This window comes from Micromonospora sp. Utrum1 (assembly GCF_057197805.1).
In genome coordinates this window covers 1,440,602-1,458,288 of record NZ_CM170071.1, presented here as the reverse complement: position 1 = coordinate 1,458,288, position 17,687 = coordinate 1,440,602, and the positions used below count along the sequence as shown (strand labels likewise).

The following is a 17,687-nucleotide window of genomic DNA, read 5'->3' as shown; positions in this document are numbered from 1 at the left end:
TCAGGCTCAGTGGCCCAGGGCGTCAATGTCGCGCATCTCCTCGGCGGTCAGCGAGAAGCCGAACACGTCGGCGTTGACCCGGATCCGGTCGGGGGTGACCGACTTCGGGATGACCACGATCTCGTGGTCGATGTGCCAGCGCAGCACCACCTGGGCCGGCGAGACGTCGTGCGCCTGGGCGATCCGGACCAGCACCGGGTCGGTGAGGTCGCTGGTCTTGAACGGGCTGTAGCCCTCCAGCACCACCCCCCGGTCCCGGTGGGCGGCGTGCACCTGCCGGTCGTACAGGGACGGGCTCCAGCGGATCTGGTTGACCGCCGGGGTCTCCTCGGTGGCCTGGATCAGCTCGTCGATCTCGCTGATGCTGTAGTTGCTCACCCCGACGGCCCGGGCCAGGTTCTCGTCCCGGGCGGCGAGCATCTCGCGCCAGACCGGGATGCTGTCACCGGGCGCCGACGGCGGCCAGTGGATCAGCCACAGGTCGACGTGGTCGATGTCCAGGGCGGCCAGGCTCGCCTCGATGGTCTCCCGTTCCCGGCCCACCCGGTCCGGCGGCAGCTTGGTGGTGATGAAGAGGTCCTCGCGGCGCAGCCCGCTCTCCTTGACCGCCCGGCCGACCTCCTTCTCGTTGCCGTACATCGTCGCGGTGTCGATGTGCCGGTAACCGGCGTCGAGGGCGGCGAGCACGGCGTCGTACCCGGCCTCGCCGGTGGCCTGCCAGGTGCCGAAGCCCAGCAGCGGCATCCGGACGTCGCCGGTGAGCGGGAGGGTGGGCTGGTCGAGGTCCATACCGACGCTTCTACCCGTGATCGGCGGCGGCATGCCGGCGACCCGCCGAGCGGCGGCCGAACGGGACAGAAGCGGCAGGAACCGGGCGATCGACCCGGACCTGCCGGAGAATGCGAGGGTGGCTGACCGGCTGGAGGAGTACCGGCGGAAACGGGACGCGGCGCGTACCCCGGAGCCGGTGCCGGAACGGACCCCGCAGGGGAAGCGGGCCGCGCGGCGCAAGCCCCGGTTCGTGATCCAGCAGCACCACGCCCGCAGCCTGCACTGGGACCTGCGCCTCGAGCACGACGGCGTGCTGGCCTCCTGGGCGGTGCCGCGCGGCCTGCCCCGCGATCCGGGCCGCAACCACCTCGCCGTGCACACCGAGGACCATCCGATGGAATACCTGACCTTCCACGGTGAGATCCCGGCCGGCGAGTACGGCGGCGGGCGGATGACCGTCCACGACACCGGCACCTATCGCGTGGAGAAGTGGCGCGACGACGAGGTGATCGTGGTCCTGGACGGCCGGCGGACGAAGGGGCGGTACGTCCTCTTCGCCACCGGCGGCCGGGGCCGGGACTGGATGGTCCGCCGCACCGACCCGGCTCCCGAGGGCTGGACGCCGATGCCCGAGCTGGTCCGCCCGATGCACACCACCCCCGGAAACGGGCTGCCCAAGGATGAGGCCGCCTGGGGGTACGAGCTGCGCTGGGACGGGGTGCGGGCGATGGCGTACCTCTCCGGCGGCCGGCTCCGGTTGCTGGACTCCTCGGACGAGGAGATCACCGGGGCGTACCCGTGGCTGCGGGCGATGGCCGAGGAGCTGGCCCCGGTCGAGACCGTGCTCGACGGCGTGCTGGTCCGGATCGACCCGGGCGGGCGGGTCAAGCCGCCCACCAAGCGGGACGGCCAGTTCCTCGCCGTCGACCTGCTCTGGCTGGAGGGCGTGACCAGCCTCGACGTGCCGTACGCGCAGCGCCGGGAGCTGCTCGACGGTCTGGCGCTGACCGGCCCGCACTGGCAGACTCCGCCGTGGTTCCCGGGGGTCGGCGCGGACGCCCTGCGGACCGCCCGCGAACAGGGGCTCCCGGGGGTGGTGGCCAAGCGGCTCGACTCCCCGTACGAGCCGGGTCGGCGCAGCCGGCACTGGCTGAGCCTCGACCCGAGCTGAGGAGCACCGTGCACCTGACGCACCTGGACTGCCCGCGCTGCGGCGAGCAGCATCCGGCCGACAAGTTGCAGAACCTGTGCGAGTGCGGCTCCCCGCTGCTGGCCCGCTACGACCTGGCCGCGGTGGCCGCCGCGGTGACCCCGGAGCAGTTCGGGCTCCGCCCGGCCGACCTGTGGCGCTACCGGGAGCTGCTGCCGGTGGCCGATCCCCGCTTCGTCACCACGCTGGGCGAGGGCTGGACGCCGCTGCTGCGCGCGCCGGCGTACGGGCAGGAGATCGGGATCCCGGACCTGATCGTGAAGGACGAGGGACTGACCCCGACCGGTTCGTTCAAGGCCCGGGGTGCGGCGGTCGGGGTGAGCCGGGCCCGGGAGCTGGGCGTCGAGCGGATCGCCATGCCGACCAACGGCAACGCCGGGGCGGCCTGGGCGACGTACGCGGCCCGGGCCGGGATGGGCGCGACCATCGCCATGCCGCTCGACGCGCCGACCATCTGCCGGCGGGAGTGCGTCGCCGCCGGTGCGGATCTGCGGCTGGTGGACGGCCTGATCAGCGACGCCGGCCGGTGGGTGGCCAGCCTGGTCGCCGAGTCGGGCGGGCGGGTGTTCGACGCCGGCACGCTGCGCGAGCCGTACCGCCTGGAGGGCAAGAAGACCATGGGGTACGAGATCGTCGAGCAGCTCGGCTGGCAGGTGCCCGATGTGATCATCTATCCGACCGGGGGCGGGGTCGGGCTGATCGGCATCCACAAGGCGCTGCACGAGCTGCGGGAGCTGGGCTGGGTGGAGGACCGGCTGCCCCGCCTGGTCGCCGTGCAGTCCACTGGTTGCGCGCCGATCGTCCGCGCGTTCGCGGCCGGCGAGCCGCGAGCCACCCCGTGGGCGGACGCGCACACTCTGGCGTTCGGCATCACCGTGCCCGCCCCGCTCGGCGACGAGCTGATCCTGGCCGCGCTGCGGGAGAGCGGCGGCACCGCGATCGCCGTGGAGGACGCGGAGATCCTCGCCGACCTGCGCGACTTCGCCGCCCGGGAGGGGCTGCTGCTCTGCCCCGAGGGGGCGGCCTGCCTGAGCGCCGCCCGGCAGCTGCGGGCCGGGGGTTGGATCCGCGCCGGCGAGCGGGTGGTGGTGCTGAACACCGGCGCGGGCCTCAAGTACCCGGAGACGGTGGACGTCTCCGGCGTGCCGACGGTGTGACGCGGGCTCCCCGGGACCGGGGAGCCCGCGTCGGACCGTCCTACCGGTAGGTGATGTCGGAGGCGGAGTAGAAGCAGTTCACCCCGTCGGCGCCCTCGCCGATCTCCTTCGGTTCGCTGCCCTTCGGCACGCCTTGGTACTTGACGCAGATCCGGGTGGACCGGCTCGGGTCGCTGAGGATGGTGATCCGGCTGAACCGGGCCGTGTCGCCCCAGTTGGTGTTGATGCCGGCCAGCACCTTGGTGCCGGTGGCGGTGACGTTGTCCATCACCACGTGCCGCTGGTAGGAGGTGGAGCAGTTGCCGCAGGCCCGGTAGAGCTTGCCGGAGCTCTCCACCCGGAAGTTGCGGATGTGGACGGTGCCCGGGCCGTTGTGCTGGAACACCTTGTCGCTGGCCGACCGGGCGCCTCCGCCGTCCACGGTGTAGGTGGTGCCGCCGCGGAAGGTGGCGGCGTCCTCGCCGACGTCCTCCCACCAGACGTTGAGCAGCGTGCAGTCGCCCTCGCAGTGCACTCCGTCGCCGGCCGGCGCACCGATGATCACGTTCTTCAGGGTGGCCCCGGCGGCCAGCTCGAACATCGGGTCCTGGCTCTCGCTCTGCCCACCGTCGCCGATGCCGTAGTAGCGCTTCATCCCGCCGTCGAAGGTGCCGGAGACCGGGATGGTGGCGTCCACCTTGACGCTGGCGGTGGGCGCCGGCCATGCGGCCGGCGGCGGTGTGGTGCCGGTGGGGGTCGGGGTGGGCGAGCTGGGCGGGGTGCTGGTCGGCGGCGTGGTGGGGGTGCTGACCGAGGAGTCCACGGCGACGTCGTCGAAGCTGCCGCCGGCGTACGCGGTGACCAGGCCGATCCGGCCGGCGCCCACCAGGCTGTTGCTGCCGCCGCCCACCTGGGCGCCGTTGACGTAGCCGCGGATGGTGCTGCCGCTGGTCTCGATCCTCAGCGTGTACCAGGTGCCGGTGGTCGCCCCGACCGACGCCGAGCCGAGCGAGGTGATCTGGCTGCCGTTGACCGCCTGGAGTTCGGCCCGGCCGGAGCCGAGCAGGGCCAGCCGGTACATCTTCGTGCTGCTGCTGGCCCGGGCGGCGAGCCCGACCAGGGCGCTGGACGAGCCGAAGGCGGTGGGGCGTACCCGCGCCTGCACCTGGTAGTCGGTCCAGCCGGACTGGCCGGCGAACTGGCGGGCCAGCTCGCTGGCGGCGCTGGACTGGGTGAAGGCCCCGTCGGCGACGGCCCAGGTCCCGCCGGACTTGGACCAGCCGGCGGTGTCGCCGTCGGAGAAGGTGTCGGAGAAGACGGTGGCGGCGAAGGCCGACGTCCCCATCCCGGCGGCGAGCGCCGCCACGGTGGCTCCGGCGCCCGCCGCGAGCAGCAGCGGGCGTCGGAGTCTGGCACGTGAGGTCTGCACGGTTGTCCTCCTTGAGGCACGTGGTGGTGGACCGCCGCGGCGGAGGGTCGACGCCTGGCCACGGTCGCGACGGTCGGTGCCGCCCCGTCGGAGGCCCGGTCTCCGGAAGCGGGGCGGCGAGGAAGCGAAGGCCAGGAAAGGGCTTTCCCGTATCAGCAGGCTAGGCCCGTGCAGTTATCAACGTCAATGGCTGCGATGTGCAGGATTGTTGCAGGTCGGGGGCACGCCTACGCGCTCCACCACGGCGATGGTGGAGCGCGTGAGCGGGTCGCCTCCGGTCAGGAGGTGGGCGGCTCGTCCTCGCCGGCGGCCTCGGCCGCGTCGGCCTCCTCCTTGGTCCGGTGCACCGCCCCGTCGGCGTGCTCCGGCGGACCGTAGACGGTGTAGAGGACGAGCGGGTTGGGGCCGGTGTTGACGAAGTTGTGCTTCGTGCCGGCCGGTACGACCACGAGGTCGCCGGCCACGACCTCCTTCTTCTCCCCCGCCACCCGCGCCTCGCCGGTGCCGCTGACGAAGGTCAGGATCTGGTCGATGCCCTCGTGGACCTCCTCGCCGATCTCCCCGCCCGCCGGGATCGTCATGATCACCAGTTGGCTGTGCTCCCCGGTCCAGAGCACGCGGCGGAAGTCGGGACTCTTCTCGGCGACGGTCGCGATCGTGAAATGCTCCATGACCCGCTCATACCCGGTCCCCGCGCCGCTCACGCCGCGACTCGCAAATGGTGGAATTCCCCACCCGCTCGGGGTTTGCATCCCCTCTGGACGGGCATCTGCTGGCAACAAGGCCGGTGCATGCCGGGCCGGCCGGAGCCAGGTCCCCGCTTTCGTACCGCCGTACGGCTGCGATGGTGGGAGACGGCCAGAGCGCGGCGACGTTACGACCCCAGGTCGGACGGCGCCGTGCGCTCGTCTACGGGCCCCGTTCGTCCGCCGGCAGCCGGCGCGCACGCCGGTCGCCGCCCCGCGCGGGTCAGGCGAGGACGGCCAGGTGGAACGGGCGGTCGGTGTGGCCGCTCGCGGCGTACGTCTCGACGAAGACCGCGTTGGGGATGCCGGTTCGCGGCGCGACGGTGATGGTCCCCTGCGGGGCGAGCCCGCCGCTGGCGGGGCCCAGGGTGCCGACGTAGGCGGCCCCGGCGACGTCCTGTTCGAAGGCGACCTGGTACATCCCGGCGGCCAGCCGGGTGACCGAGGCGGCGCCGAGCCCGCCACCGCCCGCCAACCAGCGGGAGGACTGTCCGATCAAGGACGGATGACGCCGCTGAGCTGGGAAAACTCACTCGTGTGGGGTGGCCACCGGCTCGCTGCCGCGGCACCGCACCCGGAGTTCGTGCTCCCCCTCGGCGCCGACGAAGCGGACCTCGACGTGGTCGTCCGGCCCCCGGTCGGCGTCCTTCACCCGGTAGCCCTGCGCCGGGGACCAGGACACCAGGCGTACACCGGCCGGCCCGCACTCGGCGACCGCGCTGCCCCCGTCCGTGACGAAGGTTCGCCGGGACCCGCCCGCGGCCGGCGGGCGGCTCGCCGCGGCGGCGGTCGGCGTCGCGGCCGTCGCGGATTCCGCCGGTGTCGCGGTCACCGGCGCGGGCGAGGCGAGCGCGCGGGCCACGTCCCGCTCGTCGCGTACACCGCCCGGGGTGCCGGTGATGCCCGCGCCAACCAGTTGGATCGCGGCCAGCCCGACGAGGGTGGCGGCGATGGTGGTGGCCAGCCAACCGGCGGCGGCGGCGAGGAGCGGACGACGGCCCATGTCCCGAGTCTCCCCGACGCGGGGTTGAGCCGGACTCGGGGCAACGCTAAGGCTGGGTTAACGAGGGCGGGGCCGGGCGGCGGGAGGGGCTAGCCTGCCAAGCGTGGCCCGGCTGCTGCTCATCGAGGACGACCTGACGATCCGTACGCCGTTGCTCCGGGCCCTGCGGGAGCGCGGGCACGCGGTGGCCGCGGCCTCGACCGCGCTGGACGGGCTGCGCGACGCGCTCGACGACCGGCCCGACCTCGTCGTGCTCGACCTCGGACTGCCCGATCTGGACGGTGGCGAGCTGCTGCGGATGCTGCGCGCGGTCAGCTCGGTGCCGGTCATCGTGGCCACCGCCCGCGACGACGAGGCCGAGATCGTCCGGATGCTCGACGCCGGCGCCGACGACTACCTGGTGAAGCCGTTCACCGCCGCCCAGCTGGACGCCCGCGCCCGGGCGGTGCTGCGCCGCTCGACCGGCGACGCCGCGACGGACCCGGTGCTCGTGGTGGGTGGGCTGCGCGTCGACCCACGGGCCCGGCAGGTCACCCTGGACGGCGCGCCGGTCGAGTTGACCCCCCGCGAGTTCGACCTGCTGCACCACCTCGCCAGCCGGCCGGGCCAGGTGGTCACCAAGCGGGAGCTGCTCACCGAGGTCTGGCGGATCCCGTACGGCGGGGCCGACAAGACCGTGGACGTGCACCTGTCCTGGCTGCGCCGCAAGCTCGGCGAGAGCGCCCAGGAGCCGCGCTACCTGCACACCGTCCGGGGGGTCGGGGTGCGGCTGGACGTTCCGGGCGACGCCCGGTGAGGGGCCGGCTGGCGCTGCTGGTCGCCGCGGTCGGGGTGCTCGTCATGGTCGCGTTCCTGGTGCCGCTGGCCGTGCTGGTGCGCACCGTCGCCGCGGACCGGGCGACCGTCCGGGCCGCCGCCGACGCGCAGGGCCTGGTCCCGGTGGTCGGCACGGCCGAGCCGGACACCGTCCGGCTGACCGTCGATCAGCTCGCCGCCGAATCGGGGCGCGAGGTGAGCGTGTTCCTGCCGGACGGCACCGTGCTCGGCGCGCGGGTGCCGCGTACCCCGGCGGTGGTCCTTGCCGCGCGGGGGCAGAGCCTCACCGTCGAGTCCGCCACCGGCCGGGAGGTCGTCATCGCGGTCCAGGGCCGGCCGGACGGGACGGCGGTGATCCGCACCGTCGTCCCGCGGGCCGAGCTGACCGCCGGGGTGACCCGGGCCTGGCTCGTGCTGGCGCTGCTCGGCGTGCTCCTGGTGCTGGTCGGGCTGGGCGTCGCTGACCGGCTGGCCCACACCCTGGTTCGGCCGATCGCCGACCTCGGCGCGGTCTCCCAGCGGCTCGCCAACGCCGAACTGGACGCCCGGGTCCAGCCGGCCGGGCCGCCCGAGCTGCGGGAGGTCGCGGGCGCGCTGAACCATCTGGCCGAGCGGATCCAGGTGCTGCTGCGCGAGGAACGCGAGCAGGTGGCCGACCTGTCGCACCGGCTGCGCACCCCGCTGACCGTGCTACGGCTGGAGGCCGAGTCGCTGCGCGACCCGGACGACGCGGCCCGGCTGACCACCGCTGTGGACGGCCTGGAACGGGCGGTCACCGGCGTGATCCGGCAGGCCCGCTGGCGCAGTGCGGCGGCGGAGGGCGGTGGCTGCGACGCGGCCGTGGTGGTCGGCGAGCGGGTGGCGTTCTGGTCGGTCCTGGCCGAGGACACCGGGCGGAGCGTCACGCTCAACCTCGCGCCCGGACCGTTGCCGGTGCGGGTGGCCGGCGACGAGTTGGCGGCCGCGGTCGACGCGCTGCTCGGCAATGTCTTCGCGCACACGCCGGACGGCACGCCGTTCACCGTCCGGCTCGCTCCGGAGGCCGGGCAGGTGGCGCTGACCGTGGCGGACGCCGGCCCGGGCCTGCCACCCGGGTCGGTCCGGCGGGGCGCCAGCCGGGCCGGGTCGACCGGGCTGGGCCTGGACATCGCCGACCGGGCCGCTCGGGCCGCCGGCGGCCGGTTGGAGCTGGGCAGCGGTCCCGACGGCGGGGCGGCGGTGACGCTCCGGCTCGGCCTTAACCCGGGATTAGACCTCGGGTAGCGTGCCGCTAGCCGTCCCCGGCCGATCCTCGACGCACAACCGAGGAGAGGTGGAGACGATGCGACGAACGTCCCTGGTACTGGCGGCGATGGGTGGGGCCGCGGTGCTGGCGGTCACCGGCGCGGCGATGGGCGTGACCGCGGCCGACCGGCCGGGTCCGGGCACCGCGCCGGCCGCCGTGGCCGCCGACGACAGCCCGGAAACGGTGAGTGCGAGCACCGACGACAACCCCGGGACGGACGACAACCCCGGACCGGACGACTCCGCGACCGCCGGCACGGCCCGGCCAGGTGGCGCCCCGAGCGCCTCCGGGGCGTCGGACGGCGCGATCACCCGGCAGCAGGCCGGCAAGGTCGCGCTGGCCCGGCTCGGCGGGGGCCGGATCGTGGAGATCGAGGCCGAGACGGAGCACGACCGTCCGGTGTGGAGTGTGAAGGTCACCCGCGCCGGCAGCACGTACGAGGTGAAGGTCGACCGGGCTGACGGCGCGGTGGTCGAGGTGGAGCGGCGGCGGCCCGACGACGCCCGCCGCACGGACGACGGGCGCGGCGGCGACGACCGGTACGACGACCACGGCGACGACCGCCACGACGACGACCGGTACGACGACCACGGCGACGACCGGTCCGGCAGCAACGACTGAACGCCGGTCCGGGTCCGGGCGGACGAGGTTCCGCCCGGACCCGACGGCGTCGGTGTGCGCCGCGCCCATGCGCCGCACCGTCACCCGGACGAATGGATCGGCGGCGATGCCCGGAAAGCCTGTGGCGGAACGCGATCGGGTCGCTACATTGAAGTATGGTGCCCGCCCATGGCGGTCGGGCGGCGGAACCGGTCTACCGCCCTGTGCTGGCCGGTCGCCGGGGTGAGCTGGAGGCGCTGGCCCACCTCGACGACGCCACCGCTCCGCTGCTCGCTCCGGTCATCGACGTCCACGCGGTGGATCCGTGCACCGTGGACCTGCTCGGCCGGCTGCCGGCCGGGCTCCTCCCCGCCGTCGACGTGTCGGTGCTGCCGGACGCGCCGGAGAGTGAGCTGGTCCGCTGGGGCGTACCGCTCGTGCCGGTGATCGGGCTCGCGGAGGGCAACCGGCGGTTGGTGTTACACGGCGCGGCCGCCCGGGCCTACGCGCGGCGCGCGGTGGTCCGGCTGCGGACCGGGCAGGACCGGACGGGTCCGGACGCGACCACCGCCGCGGTGGAACGGGTGTGGCGGCTGACCCGGCTGGTGCCGGAGCAGTGCGACCTGCTCATCGACGCGGGGGACGTGTGCTGCCCGGCCGACGTCCGGCTGGCCGAGCCGCGGGTCCGGCGGCTGGCGGAGTGGGCCCGGCGACACGCCTGGCGCTCGGTGACCGTGGCGGCCGGCGGGATGCCGCCGACGCTGGCCCGGCTCCCCACCGACGAGCCGGTACGCCTGGACCGCTTCGACTGGCAGCTCTGGCAGCGCCTGGCCGACCTGGGCCTCGGCTACGGCGACTACGGCGTGGGCTGCGCGGTGCCCGGGGCGGACGGGCCGGGCGACCGGCTGCCGACGCTGCGCTACACCACGACCGGGGCGTGGTGGGTCTACCGGTGGTCGCGGCGCGGCGGCCGGGGCGACGACCGCTTCGCCGACCTGTGCCGCACGCTCGTCGCCGCGCCGCACTGGCCGGTGGCGGGCGCGAGCTTCTCCTGGGGAGACCACGAGATCCTGCGCCGGGCGCGACGCGGCGCAGGCGCCGGCTCGTCGGCGAACTGGATCGCCTGGAGCACGTCGCACCACCTGGCGCACGTGCTGGGCACGCTCCTCCGCCCCGAGCGTGAGCAGCGCGGCGGGCCATGGCGGGTCGACCACGACGTCCCCGAGCGGGGGCGAGCCGGCCGGCCACAGCGCGGCGGTGAGAACCGCCGCGCCGGGTGAGTCACTCCTTCTCGGTGAAGCCGAACTGCACGACGCCCTCGTCGTCGACCACCGCGTCCACCGAGGTGTCATCGAGCAGCTCGGCGGCGTCGGCGTCGAGGAAGATCCGGGCCCCCTGGTTGTCCACCACCTTGTCGCCCTGGATCGGCTCCTCGACCAGTTCGATGGAGAGCGAACCGGCGTCGGTGTCGGCGGCGATGCGCAGGCCACCCGCCTCGGCGACGTCCTGCTGGTTGGCGAGGTCGCGGATCACCATTACGGCGTTGTCGGTCATGGTCAGCATGGCGGAACTCCTCGTGGCTTGGCTGGTTCGGGAATCGCGGGCGGGTCGACGCGGCCCACGCGGCCGGTCGGGACCCCGGGAAGGCGAATCAGGCTTCGCCGTGCAAACCAGGGCAGGTCGAACGCCCCTCATGGCCTACGGTGCCCCCTGCCCGGGCATCCGTCAAATAGAGCAGGGTCAGTCGACACCGGACCGGTGACGTCGCGGCGAGGAATGTTTTTCCCGCCGCATTCGGGGTATTCCGGCGGGTTCCACCCACGTCCGGCAATAACTTTCGCGGTGCAGTCTTCTCTGGAGGAAATCTCCGTGACAGCATCGGCACATGCATCGTCGTCTCTTCCCCCGGGCGCTCGCGGTGCTGGCGCTGGTCGCCACCGCGGCCACCGCCGGTGCCCCCACCGCCACGGCCGAAGCGCCCACCCCAGCGCAGACCCGGCTGCACGCGACCATCGACGCGATCCTCGCCGACTCCCGGCTCAACGGAGCACAGGCGGGCGTGGTCGTCGTCGACACCACCACCGGACAGACCCTCTACGACCGCAACGGGGACCGGCGGCTGATCCCCGCCTCGAACACCAAGCTGCTCACCTCGACGGCGGCCATGGAACTGCTCGGCCCCGGGCACCGCTTCACCACCGACGTGGCCGGCGACGGGGTACGCCGGGCCGGGCTGCTCTCCGGCAACCTCTACCTGCGCGGCGGGGGCGACCCGACCATGCTGGCCGAGGACTACGACCGGCTGGCCGCCGAGGTGGCCGCCGCCGGTGTACGGGTGGTGACCGGGAACCTGGTCGCCGACGACACGCGTTACGACCGCACCCGGCTGGGCCCGGACTGGACGTGGGACGACGAGTCCTACTACTACGCCGCGCAGGTCTCCGCGCTGACCGTCGCCCCGAACACCGACTACGACGCCGGCACGGTCATCGTGCACGCCGCTCCGGCCGCGCAGGCCGGCGCGCGGCCGACGGTCACCATGACGCCCGCCAACGGCTGGCTGCGGATCGACAACCGGGCCGAGACGGTCGCCACCGGCGAGACGACGATCTCCTTCGAGCGCGAGCACGGTGGCAACACCATCGTGGTGACCGGCCAGATCGCGGTCGGCCAAGCCGAGACGAGCGACTGGATGACGGTCTGGGAACCGACCGGCTACGCCGCCGACGTCTTCCGGTCGGCGCTGCAACGGCACGGGGTGCGGGTCCTCGGCCGGACCGTGCTCGGCCGGGCCACCCCGGACGACGCCAAGCCGGTCGCCCGGCACGACTCGATGCCGCTGGCCGACCTGATGGTGCCGTTCCTCAAGCTCTCCAACAACGGCCACGCCGAGGTGCTCACCAAGGAACTGGGCCGGGTGCTCTCCGGCTCCGGCACCTGGTCGGCCGGACTGAGCGCGATCAGCGAGTACGTCGGTGACTCCGGAATGGACACCGGCACGCTGCGCCAGCGCGACGGCTCCGGGCTGTCCCGGCGCAACATGATCCCGCCCGCCCAGTTCGTCGCGCTGCTGTCGGCGGTCCGCGCCGAGCCCTGGTTCGACACCTGGTACGCCGCCCTGCCGGTGGCCGGCAACCCCGATCGGTTCGTCGGCGGCACGCTGCGCAGCCGGATGCGCGGCACCGCCGCGGCCGACAACGTGCACGCCAAGACCGGCAGCCTCACCGGCGCGTCCAGCCTCTCCGGCTACGCCACCGACGCCGACGGGCACGTGCTGGCCTTCTCCGTCGTGCTCAACAACTACCTGACCTCGTCGGTCAAGGGGCTGGAGGACCAGATCGCGATCGCGCTGGCCTCGTACACCGAGAAGGGGACGACCACGGCGCGGCTGGCGGTCCCGACGGCGCCGGAGTCGCCGCGGGTGCCCGAGGGTCTGGAGTGCTCCTGGGTGAAGCCGGCCGTCTGCTGAGCCGGCTCAGGCGCCGGGCCGGGGCGGGCACGGCTCGGCGGCGGGGTCGCCGCGCTCGATCAGCGCGTCGATCTCGGCCGGCGGCAGGCCCCGCAGCGTGAGCACCCGCCGCCCCCACCGGTGCAGCCGGCACGGGTGGGGGCTGGCGTCGTTGCGGCAGATCGTCCCGCCCGACCAGCGCCGTGGCGCGTGCACCACCACCGCGCGCACCGCGAACTGGGCGTCCTCACCGGTCACGTACGGCGGCAGCGGGATATCCCGCAGCACGTCGCCGTCGGACGGCGGGAGAGAACGGACGACGCGGGCACTGCTGCTCATCGGTCGAGCCTCCACAGCGGATGGTCGGACGGGGACATCGGAAACGTACGGCGTCCCGCGCCGGCCGCGACGGACAAACTGTCCCGGTGGTTCAGCCTGCGGCGGCGCGCATCCGGGCCGCCGTGCGCGCGGCGGGGCGACGCCGTCGATGATGACCGTCGAGCCCTGTAAGGCGGTCAGATTCGTTCCAGCACCACCACCGGGATATCCCGGTCGGTCTTCGTCTGATAGTCGTCGTACGCCGGCCAGACGGCCGTCATGGTGCGCCACATCCGCGGCTTCTCCGCCGCCGTCGCGGTGCGGGCCCGGACCGGGAAGGTGTCCGGCCCGACCTGGACCTGCGCCTCCGGGTCGGCGAGCAGGTTGAGATACCAGGCGGGATGCTGCGGGGCGCCGCCCTGGGAGGCCACCACCAGGTAGGCGTCGCCGTCCCGGCCGTAGATCAGCGCGGTGCGCCGCAGCTTGCCCGAGCGCCGGCCACGGGTGGTCAGCAGCAGGGTGAAGACGCCGGGCCGCCACTCGTGGCCCTCGGCGCCGCCGGTCTCCACGTATCGCCGGATGTGCTCGGCGACCCAACCCTCGGGGCTGTCCAGCACCTGCTCGCTCGTGGCCATGGTGTCCCTCCCGGATCATCGCTCGGCCCGCCCGGCCCACGCTACCCCCGGCCTGCGCCGGGCACCGGACGATCGGCGGTCAGCGCAGCGCGACCGCCTGGAGGCTGACGTTGCCGCAGTCCCCCAGGGACTCCTCCACCGTCCAGGTCATCAGCAGCTTCGCGCCGGGCGGGGCACGGAACCGGATGGTGAAGTCGGCGGTACGCGCGGTGTGCGGGTCCTCCAGGCGCAGGGTGCGGGCCGGCCCGCCGCCGGAGATCCGCACGTCGAGGCGGCCGCGGGCCATCCACAGCCCGGCGTAGAGGTGCACGGTGCGGAGCTGCCCGTCGGCGACCACGGCCAGGGCGAACCCGTTGCCCCGGTCGCAGGTGTACACCCCGGACATGGTTCCGTCGGCCGAGCCGACCGGCGTGCCGTCGCGCCAGGCGTACGCCTCCGGGTTGTTGCTGTAACTCTGCCGCTCGCCGCGACCGCCCTCGTCCCGGATGTCGCCGGAGCCGTGCCGCTTGCGCACCGGTGTGCGGGGGCCGAGCAGTCCCCACTGGACCCAGTCGACCGTGCCCACCGCACTGAGGTCGACCCGGGCCGGCACGTCGGCCTGGCTCACGGTCAGCGTCGGCGGCACGGCGGGCGTGGACGGCGACGGGCTGGGCGAGGGTGGACGCTGGCGGGGGCGCAGCCCAGGCGTGACGGCCCCGGCCTGCGCGCCGCCCGGGGGCGGCAGCACGGGACGGCCGGTCGGCGGGGCGGGCAGCACCGCGCTCTCCTCGCGGGGCGCGTCGTGCCGCTCGCTGCCGAGGTAGGCCACCAGCGCGGCCAGGCAGGCGAACGCGACCAGCGCCTCCAGCAGCCAGCGTCGCCGTCGCCGGGTCCGCGCCAGCCGGCGCAGCGCCGACCGCGTCTGCCCGCGCGGGTACGACGTCCGGCCGCCGACCCGACCGTGGTCCTCCTGCCCCACCGAACCTCCGCTCACCGCCGCGCTCCGGCCGCCGGTTCACGTTTCCATCATGGGCGGCGGTGCGCCATATGCCGGCGCCGGGCATTTCCACTTCGTTACCAAGCGGTAGCGACGGTGCCTCAACTCACCGTGATCGCCTCCAGCGTCACCCCGTCGTTCTCCCCGCCCACCACGGTCAGCGCCCGCCAGGTGATCAGCAGCCGCTCCCCGCGGGGCGCGCGGAAGTGGACGACGTACTGGAAGAAGCGGTCCCCGGCGGCGAGGGCGACCTCGCGGACGGCCGGGTCGCCGCCGCCGGAGAGCCGCACGTCGAGCCGGGCGCCGGCCGAGAACGCGCCGACGAAGAGCCGGACGGTCCGCAGGTCATCGCTGCCGGCCACGCTCAGCGCGAAGCTCTTCCCCGCCCCGGGCTGGAAGACCCCCGACCGGGTTCCCTCCTGCCGGGCCGTCGGTGTGCCGTCCGTCCAGGTGAGAGCGGCGGCGCCGGCGTTGTGCTCCACGCGGTCGCCGCCCGGGTCGCCGATCTCGCCGGTGCCGCGCTGCTTGCGCTGGACGCTGGCGGCGCCCGCGCCACCCCAGTGCAGCCAGTCCCGGTCGCCGAGCACGGTCAGCGACACCGACGGGGGCACCGGCTCCTGGTCCAGGTTGAGCAGCGGCTCGCCGGGAAGGGCCGGGTCCGCGGTTACCGGCACGACGGTGGGCGGCGCGGCGGGCGGCGCCGGGGCAGGGACGGTGGACGCCGCCGCGGGCACGGTCGGGGCGCCGTCCGGTGCCGCGCCGCGGCCGGCGTACGCCAGCACCAGCACCAGCGCGGTCAGCGCCGCCCCGGCGAGGACCACCCGGCGCCGGCGACGCCGGGCCCGGGCCACGCCGACCCGGGTGGCCGGCTGGTCGGGCGCGACGCCGACGGCGGTGCGGACCCTGGCCGCGGTCGGGCCGACCAGCCCGGCGAGCCGGGCCGTGACACCCTCCGGGGCGGAGTGCCGCATCGGCGCGGCGGGCTTGGCTTCCACCGGTGGCGGGGCGTCCGGATCGCCGAGGGCCGGCGTGGCAGGGGCCGGCGGGTCGGCGGGCTCGGTCGGCGGGGCGTCGGGGTCGTCGGGGTCGTCGGGCAGCCGGCGTGGCGCGGGCGGCGGCTGCGCCGCGCGGGCCGGCTCGGCCGGTACGGCGGGCAGCCAGCCCCCGACCCGGATACCGGTCTGCGTGAGTTCGTCCTCAGCCACCGACCGTTACCTTTCAGTGTGCTCTGGTGAGCATGTGATTGGCAGTCCCGCTTTGCGGGACGGTCTCGGTCTTACCCGCCTGGGCGGTGCCGGGTTGACGTTTCACGGCCACCGGCCCGCCGGGGCGGGTCTTATGGTCGGCTCCACGTCCTGCCACCGGGCCACTCCCGGCGGTTGTCGCCTCACGCGCTAGCGCGGCGAGGTTGCGTGCGGCGTTGACGTCCCGGTCGAGGACCAGGCCGCAGGTGATGCAGGTGAAGGTGCGCTCGGACAGGGCCAGCTTGGCTTTCACCGTGCCACAGGCCGAGCAGGTCTTACTGGAGGGATACCAGCGGTCAGCCACCACGAGGTGGCCGCCGTTCCATGTGGTCTTGTACGCCAACTGCCGGCGTAGTTCGCCGAAGCCGGCGTCGGCGATGCGCCGAGCGAGGCGCCGGTTGCGGAGCATGCCGGCCACGTTGAGGTCTTCGACCACGATGGTGCCGTACTTGCTGGCGAGGCGGGTGGTGAGCTTGTGCAGGCCGTCGCGGCGCAGGTTCGCCACTCGCGCGTGCGCCCGGGCCACGTGTCTGCGCGCGCGTTCCCACCGCCTCGAGGGTTGCTGGCCGCTACGCCGATCCGGCCCGACACGCCGTGACAGGCGCCGGGCGAGACGCCGCATTCGATGGGCCGCGGCCTCCAGGTGGCGTGGGTTGGGCAGGAGTATGCCGGTGGACAGGACCGCTAGGTGCTTCACCCCGACGTCCACGCCGAGCACCGCCTGCGGGCGCGCCGGTGTGCGCTCGACCCGGTCGACCTCAACGGTGAACGCGACATGCCACCGCCCGGCGTCACGGCGCACGGTAGCCGACAGGATCCGGGCCGTGCCCGCTTCCAGGCGGCGGGCGAGCTTGCGGGCGGACTCGTGCAGCTTGAGCCGGCCCAGCCGGGGCAGCACGACGTGCTTGCGGTCCGGCTCCACCCGGATCGCGCCAGTGGTGAACCGCACAGACGGCGTGCTGCGGCGACGGGACTTGAACCGAGGAAACCCCACCCGCCGCCCCGCCCGCTTACCCGTACGCGAATCGGACCAGCTCTTCAAACCGCGGGCCAGCGCGTCGAGGCCGGTGTTGAATGCCTCCTTCGAGCACTCGGCCCACCACGGCGCCACGTCCGGCTTGGCCGCATTCCACGCCCTGCGCAGCGCCGGCAACGACCACCCGATCGTCGGCGTCAAGCCCGACTCCGCGACGCCGTAGGAGCGTTCAGCGGCACGCTGCTGCATAACCGCCTTCACCCGGGCAAGCGCCCAGTTGTACGCCACCCGACCCGCGCCCACGTGCGCCAGCACCGCTCGTTCCTGACGCGGCGTCAGGTCCAGGGCGAACCGGTACGCTTGCACAACCATCACATCAATCACCATCGTCCGTCGCCGCCGCGACGGCCCGCCGAACCCGCTCGGCGGCGCCCCGACGCCCGTACAGACGGGCGCACAGGCTGGTCAGGATCTCAGTGACATCCCGCACCAGGTCGTCGTCCACCTCCGCCGGGTCCACCACGAGCAGCCGACGCCCCTGAGCGGCCAGGGCCGCCTCGACATACTCAGCGCCGAAGCGAGCGAACCTGTCCCGGTGCTCTACCACGATGGTCGTCACCGTCGGGTCGCGCAGCAGGGCGAGGAACTTGTTGCGATGCCCGTTCAGCGCGGACCCGACCTCGGTCACCACCCGAGACACCGCCAACTGCTGTCCAGTCGCCCACATAGTCACCCGCGCCACCTGCCGGTCCAGGTCAAGCCGCTGGTCAGCCGACGAGACCCCGGCGTACACCACCGTCTGCCCACCACTGGGAGCCGCCGCGGCGAGAGGTTCACCCACCATGATGAGCCGGCCCAGCCGATACGTCGGAACAGGCAGCGTCCCAGCCGCGTACTGCCGCCGCGCGGTCACGTACGCGACGCCCTGGGACGCCGCCCACTCCTTCAAATTCACGCCGCTCACCATAGCTGCCCTCAAGCGACTAGAGATCACTGCCGCGCTACCTGTTGTCGTCCTCCCTCGGCCACCGGCGCCGGCGGCCGACCCGCGGCCCGCCGCAGGGCGGATGACACACACCTCGATCTTCGAGAAG

The 17,687-nt window shown here is 74.1% G+C and carries 19 protein-coding genes; 7 read left to right on the top strand and 12 right to left on the bottom strand.

Translation table 11 applies throughout. The features are described from left to right. Positions 1 to 6 precede the first annotated feature (6 nt). Positions 7 to 789, bottom strand: coding sequence for an aldo/keto reductase (locus tag AC0OLQ_RS07225; RefSeq protein ID WP_484530712.1), 783 nt, complete (start codon positions 787 to 789; stop codon positions 7 to 9). Between the two features lie 118 nt (positions 790 to 907). Here AC0OLQ_RS07225 and AC0OLQ_RS07220 point away from each other — a divergent pair, with 118 nt between their 5' ends. Together AC0OLQ_RS07220 and AC0OLQ_RS07215 are read left to right on the top strand one after the other, a co-directional pair. Beyond that, positions 908 to 1,942 (top strand): DNA polymerase ligase N-terminal domain-containing protein, encoded by a 1,035-nt coding sequence (locus AC0OLQ_RS07220; RefSeq protein WP_484530711.1) that lies wholly within the window; start codon positions 908 to 910, stop codon positions 1,940 to 1,942. Positions 1,943 to 1,950: 8 nt separating this feature from the next. Further along, positions 1,951 to 3,138, top strand: a complete 1,188-nt coding sequence (locus AC0OLQ_RS07215; protein WP_484530710.1) for a threonine synthase — start codon at positions 1,951 to 1,953, stop codon at positions 3,136 to 3,138. A 40-nt stretch (positions 3,139 to 3,178) separates the two neighbouring features. Here the strand turns inward: AC0OLQ_RS07215 and AC0OLQ_RS07210 are convergent, their stop codons facing one another. From AC0OLQ_RS07210 to AC0OLQ_RS07195, 4 genes are all read right to left on the bottom strand, one after another. Then, a complete protein-coding gene (locus AC0OLQ_RS07210; RefSeq protein WP_484530709.1) occupies positions 3,179 to 4,546 on the bottom strand; it encodes a pectate lyase in 1,368 nt (455 codons plus the stop codon). Positions 4,547 to 4,824: 278 nt separating this feature from the next. Continuing rightward, a complete protein-coding gene (locus AC0OLQ_RS07205; RefSeq protein WP_484530708.1) occupies positions 4,825 to 5,217 on the bottom strand; it encodes a cupin domain-containing protein in 393 nt (130 codons plus the stop codon). A 298-nt stretch (positions 5,218 to 5,515) separates the two neighbouring features. Next, the gene (locus AC0OLQ_RS07200) at positions 5,516 to 5,791 is read right to left on the bottom strand and encodes a hypothetical protein (protein ID WP_484530707.1); all 276 of its coding nucleotides are present in this window, start codon (positions 5,789 to 5,791) and stop codon (positions 5,516 to 5,518) included. A 30-nt stretch (positions 5,792 to 5,821) separates the two neighbouring features. Beyond that, positions 5,822 to 6,295 carry a septum formation initiator gene (locus AC0OLQ_RS07195; RefSeq protein ID WP_484530706.1) on the bottom strand — a complete coding sequence of 158 codons (474 nt, stop codon included), beginning with the start codon at positions 6,293 to 6,295 and terminating at the stop codon, positions 5,822 to 5,824. Positions 6,296 to 6,398: 103 nt separating this feature from the next. Here AC0OLQ_RS07195 and AC0OLQ_RS07190 point away from each other — a divergent pair, with 103 nt between their 5' ends. The 4 genes from AC0OLQ_RS07190 to AC0OLQ_RS07175 all read left to right on the top strand — a co-directional run bounded on the left by AC0OLQ_RS07190 (position 6,399) and on the right by AC0OLQ_RS07175 (position 10,276). After that, positions 6,399 to 7,091, top strand: coding sequence for a response regulator transcription factor (locus tag AC0OLQ_RS07190; protein ID WP_484530705.1), 693 nt, complete (start codon positions 6,399 to 6,401; stop codon positions 7,089 to 7,091). Further along, the gene (locus AC0OLQ_RS07185; protein WP_484530704.1) at positions 7,088 to 8,374 is read left to right on the top strand and encodes a HAMP domain-containing sensor histidine kinase; all 1,287 of its coding nucleotides are present in this window, start codon (positions 7,088 to 7,090) and stop codon (positions 8,372 to 8,374) included. The genes AC0OLQ_RS07190 and AC0OLQ_RS07185 overlap by 4 nt, the downstream gene beginning before the upstream one ends. A 58-nt stretch (positions 8,375 to 8,432) precedes the next feature. Beyond that, positions 8,433 to 9,017 carry a PepSY domain-containing protein gene (locus AC0OLQ_RS07180; RefSeq protein ID WP_484530703.1) on the top strand — a complete coding sequence of 195 codons (585 nt, stop codon included), beginning with the start codon at positions 8,433 to 8,435 and terminating at the stop codon, positions 9,015 to 9,017. Between the two features lie 155 nt (positions 9,018 to 9,172). Further along, positions 9,173 to 10,276: a beta family protein gene (locus AC0OLQ_RS07175; protein ID WP_484530702.1), complete on the top strand. Its 1,104-nt coding sequence runs from the start codon at positions 9,173 to 9,175 to the stop codon at positions 10,274 to 10,276. A 1-nt stretch (position 10,277) separates the two neighbouring features. Here AC0OLQ_RS07175 and AC0OLQ_RS07170 read toward each other — a convergent pair whose 3' ends face one another. Then, the gene (locus tag AC0OLQ_RS07170) at positions 10,278 to 10,559 is read right to left on the bottom strand and encodes an iron-sulfur cluster biosynthesis family protein (protein WP_357345189.1); all 282 of its coding nucleotides are present in this window, start codon (positions 10,557 to 10,559) and stop codon (positions 10,278 to 10,280) included. Between the two features lie 322 nt (positions 10,560 to 10,881). On the opposite strand from AC0OLQ_RS07170, the gene dacB reads away from it, so the two are divergent. Continuing rightward, complete coding sequence (gene dacB, locus AC0OLQ_RS07165) at positions 10,882 to 12,465, top strand: D-alanyl-D-alanine carboxypeptidase/D-alanyl-D-alanine endopeptidase (RefSeq protein WP_484530701.1); 1,584 nt, start codon at positions 10,882 to 10,884, stop codon at positions 12,463 to 12,465. Positions 12,466 to 12,471: 6 nt separating this feature from the next. On the opposite strand, the gene AC0OLQ_RS07160 is transcribed toward dacB, so the two are convergent. From AC0OLQ_RS07160 to AC0OLQ_RS07135, 6 genes are all read right to left on the bottom strand, one after another. Next, positions 12,472 to 12,783: a hypothetical protein gene (locus AC0OLQ_RS07160; protein WP_357345194.1), complete on the bottom strand. Its 312-nt coding sequence runs from the start codon at positions 12,781 to 12,783 to the stop codon at positions 12,472 to 12,474. A 176-nt stretch (positions 12,784 to 12,959) separates the two neighbouring features. After that, entirely contained in the window at positions 12,960 to 13,397 is a 438-nt protein-coding gene (locus AC0OLQ_RS07155) for a nitroreductase family deazaflavin-dependent oxidoreductase (RefSeq protein WP_484530700.1), read from the bottom strand. Between the two features lie 79 nt (positions 13,398 to 13,476). Continuing rightward, positions 13,477 to 14,355, bottom strand: a complete 879-nt coding sequence (locus AC0OLQ_RS07150; RefSeq protein ID WP_484530699.1) for a hypothetical protein — start codon at positions 14,353 to 14,355, stop codon at positions 13,477 to 13,479. A 119-nt stretch (positions 14,356 to 14,474) separates the two neighbouring features. After that, positions 14,475 to 15,578 carry a hypothetical protein gene (locus AC0OLQ_RS07145; protein WP_484530698.1) on the bottom strand — a complete coding sequence of 368 codons (1,104 nt, stop codon included), beginning with the start codon at positions 15,576 to 15,578 and terminating at the stop codon, positions 14,475 to 14,477. A gap of 13 nt (positions 15,579 to 15,591) precedes the next feature. Then, on the bottom strand, positions 15,592 to 16,980 hold the full coding sequence (gene tnpB / locus AC0OLQ_RS07140; protein ID WP_484530697.1) for an IS607 family element RNA-guided endonuclease TnpB: 1,389 nt from the start codon (positions 16,978 to 16,980) through the stop codon (positions 15,592 to 15,594). Next, positions 16,970 to 17,548: an IS607 family transposase gene (locus AC0OLQ_RS07135; protein WP_484530696.1), complete on the bottom strand. Its 579-nt coding sequence runs from the start codon at positions 17,546 to 17,548 to the stop codon at positions 16,970 to 16,972. Before AC0OLQ_RS07135 ends, tnpB begins: the two co-directional genes overlap by 11 nt. Between the last annotated feature and the right edge of the window lie 139 nt (positions 17,549 to 17,687).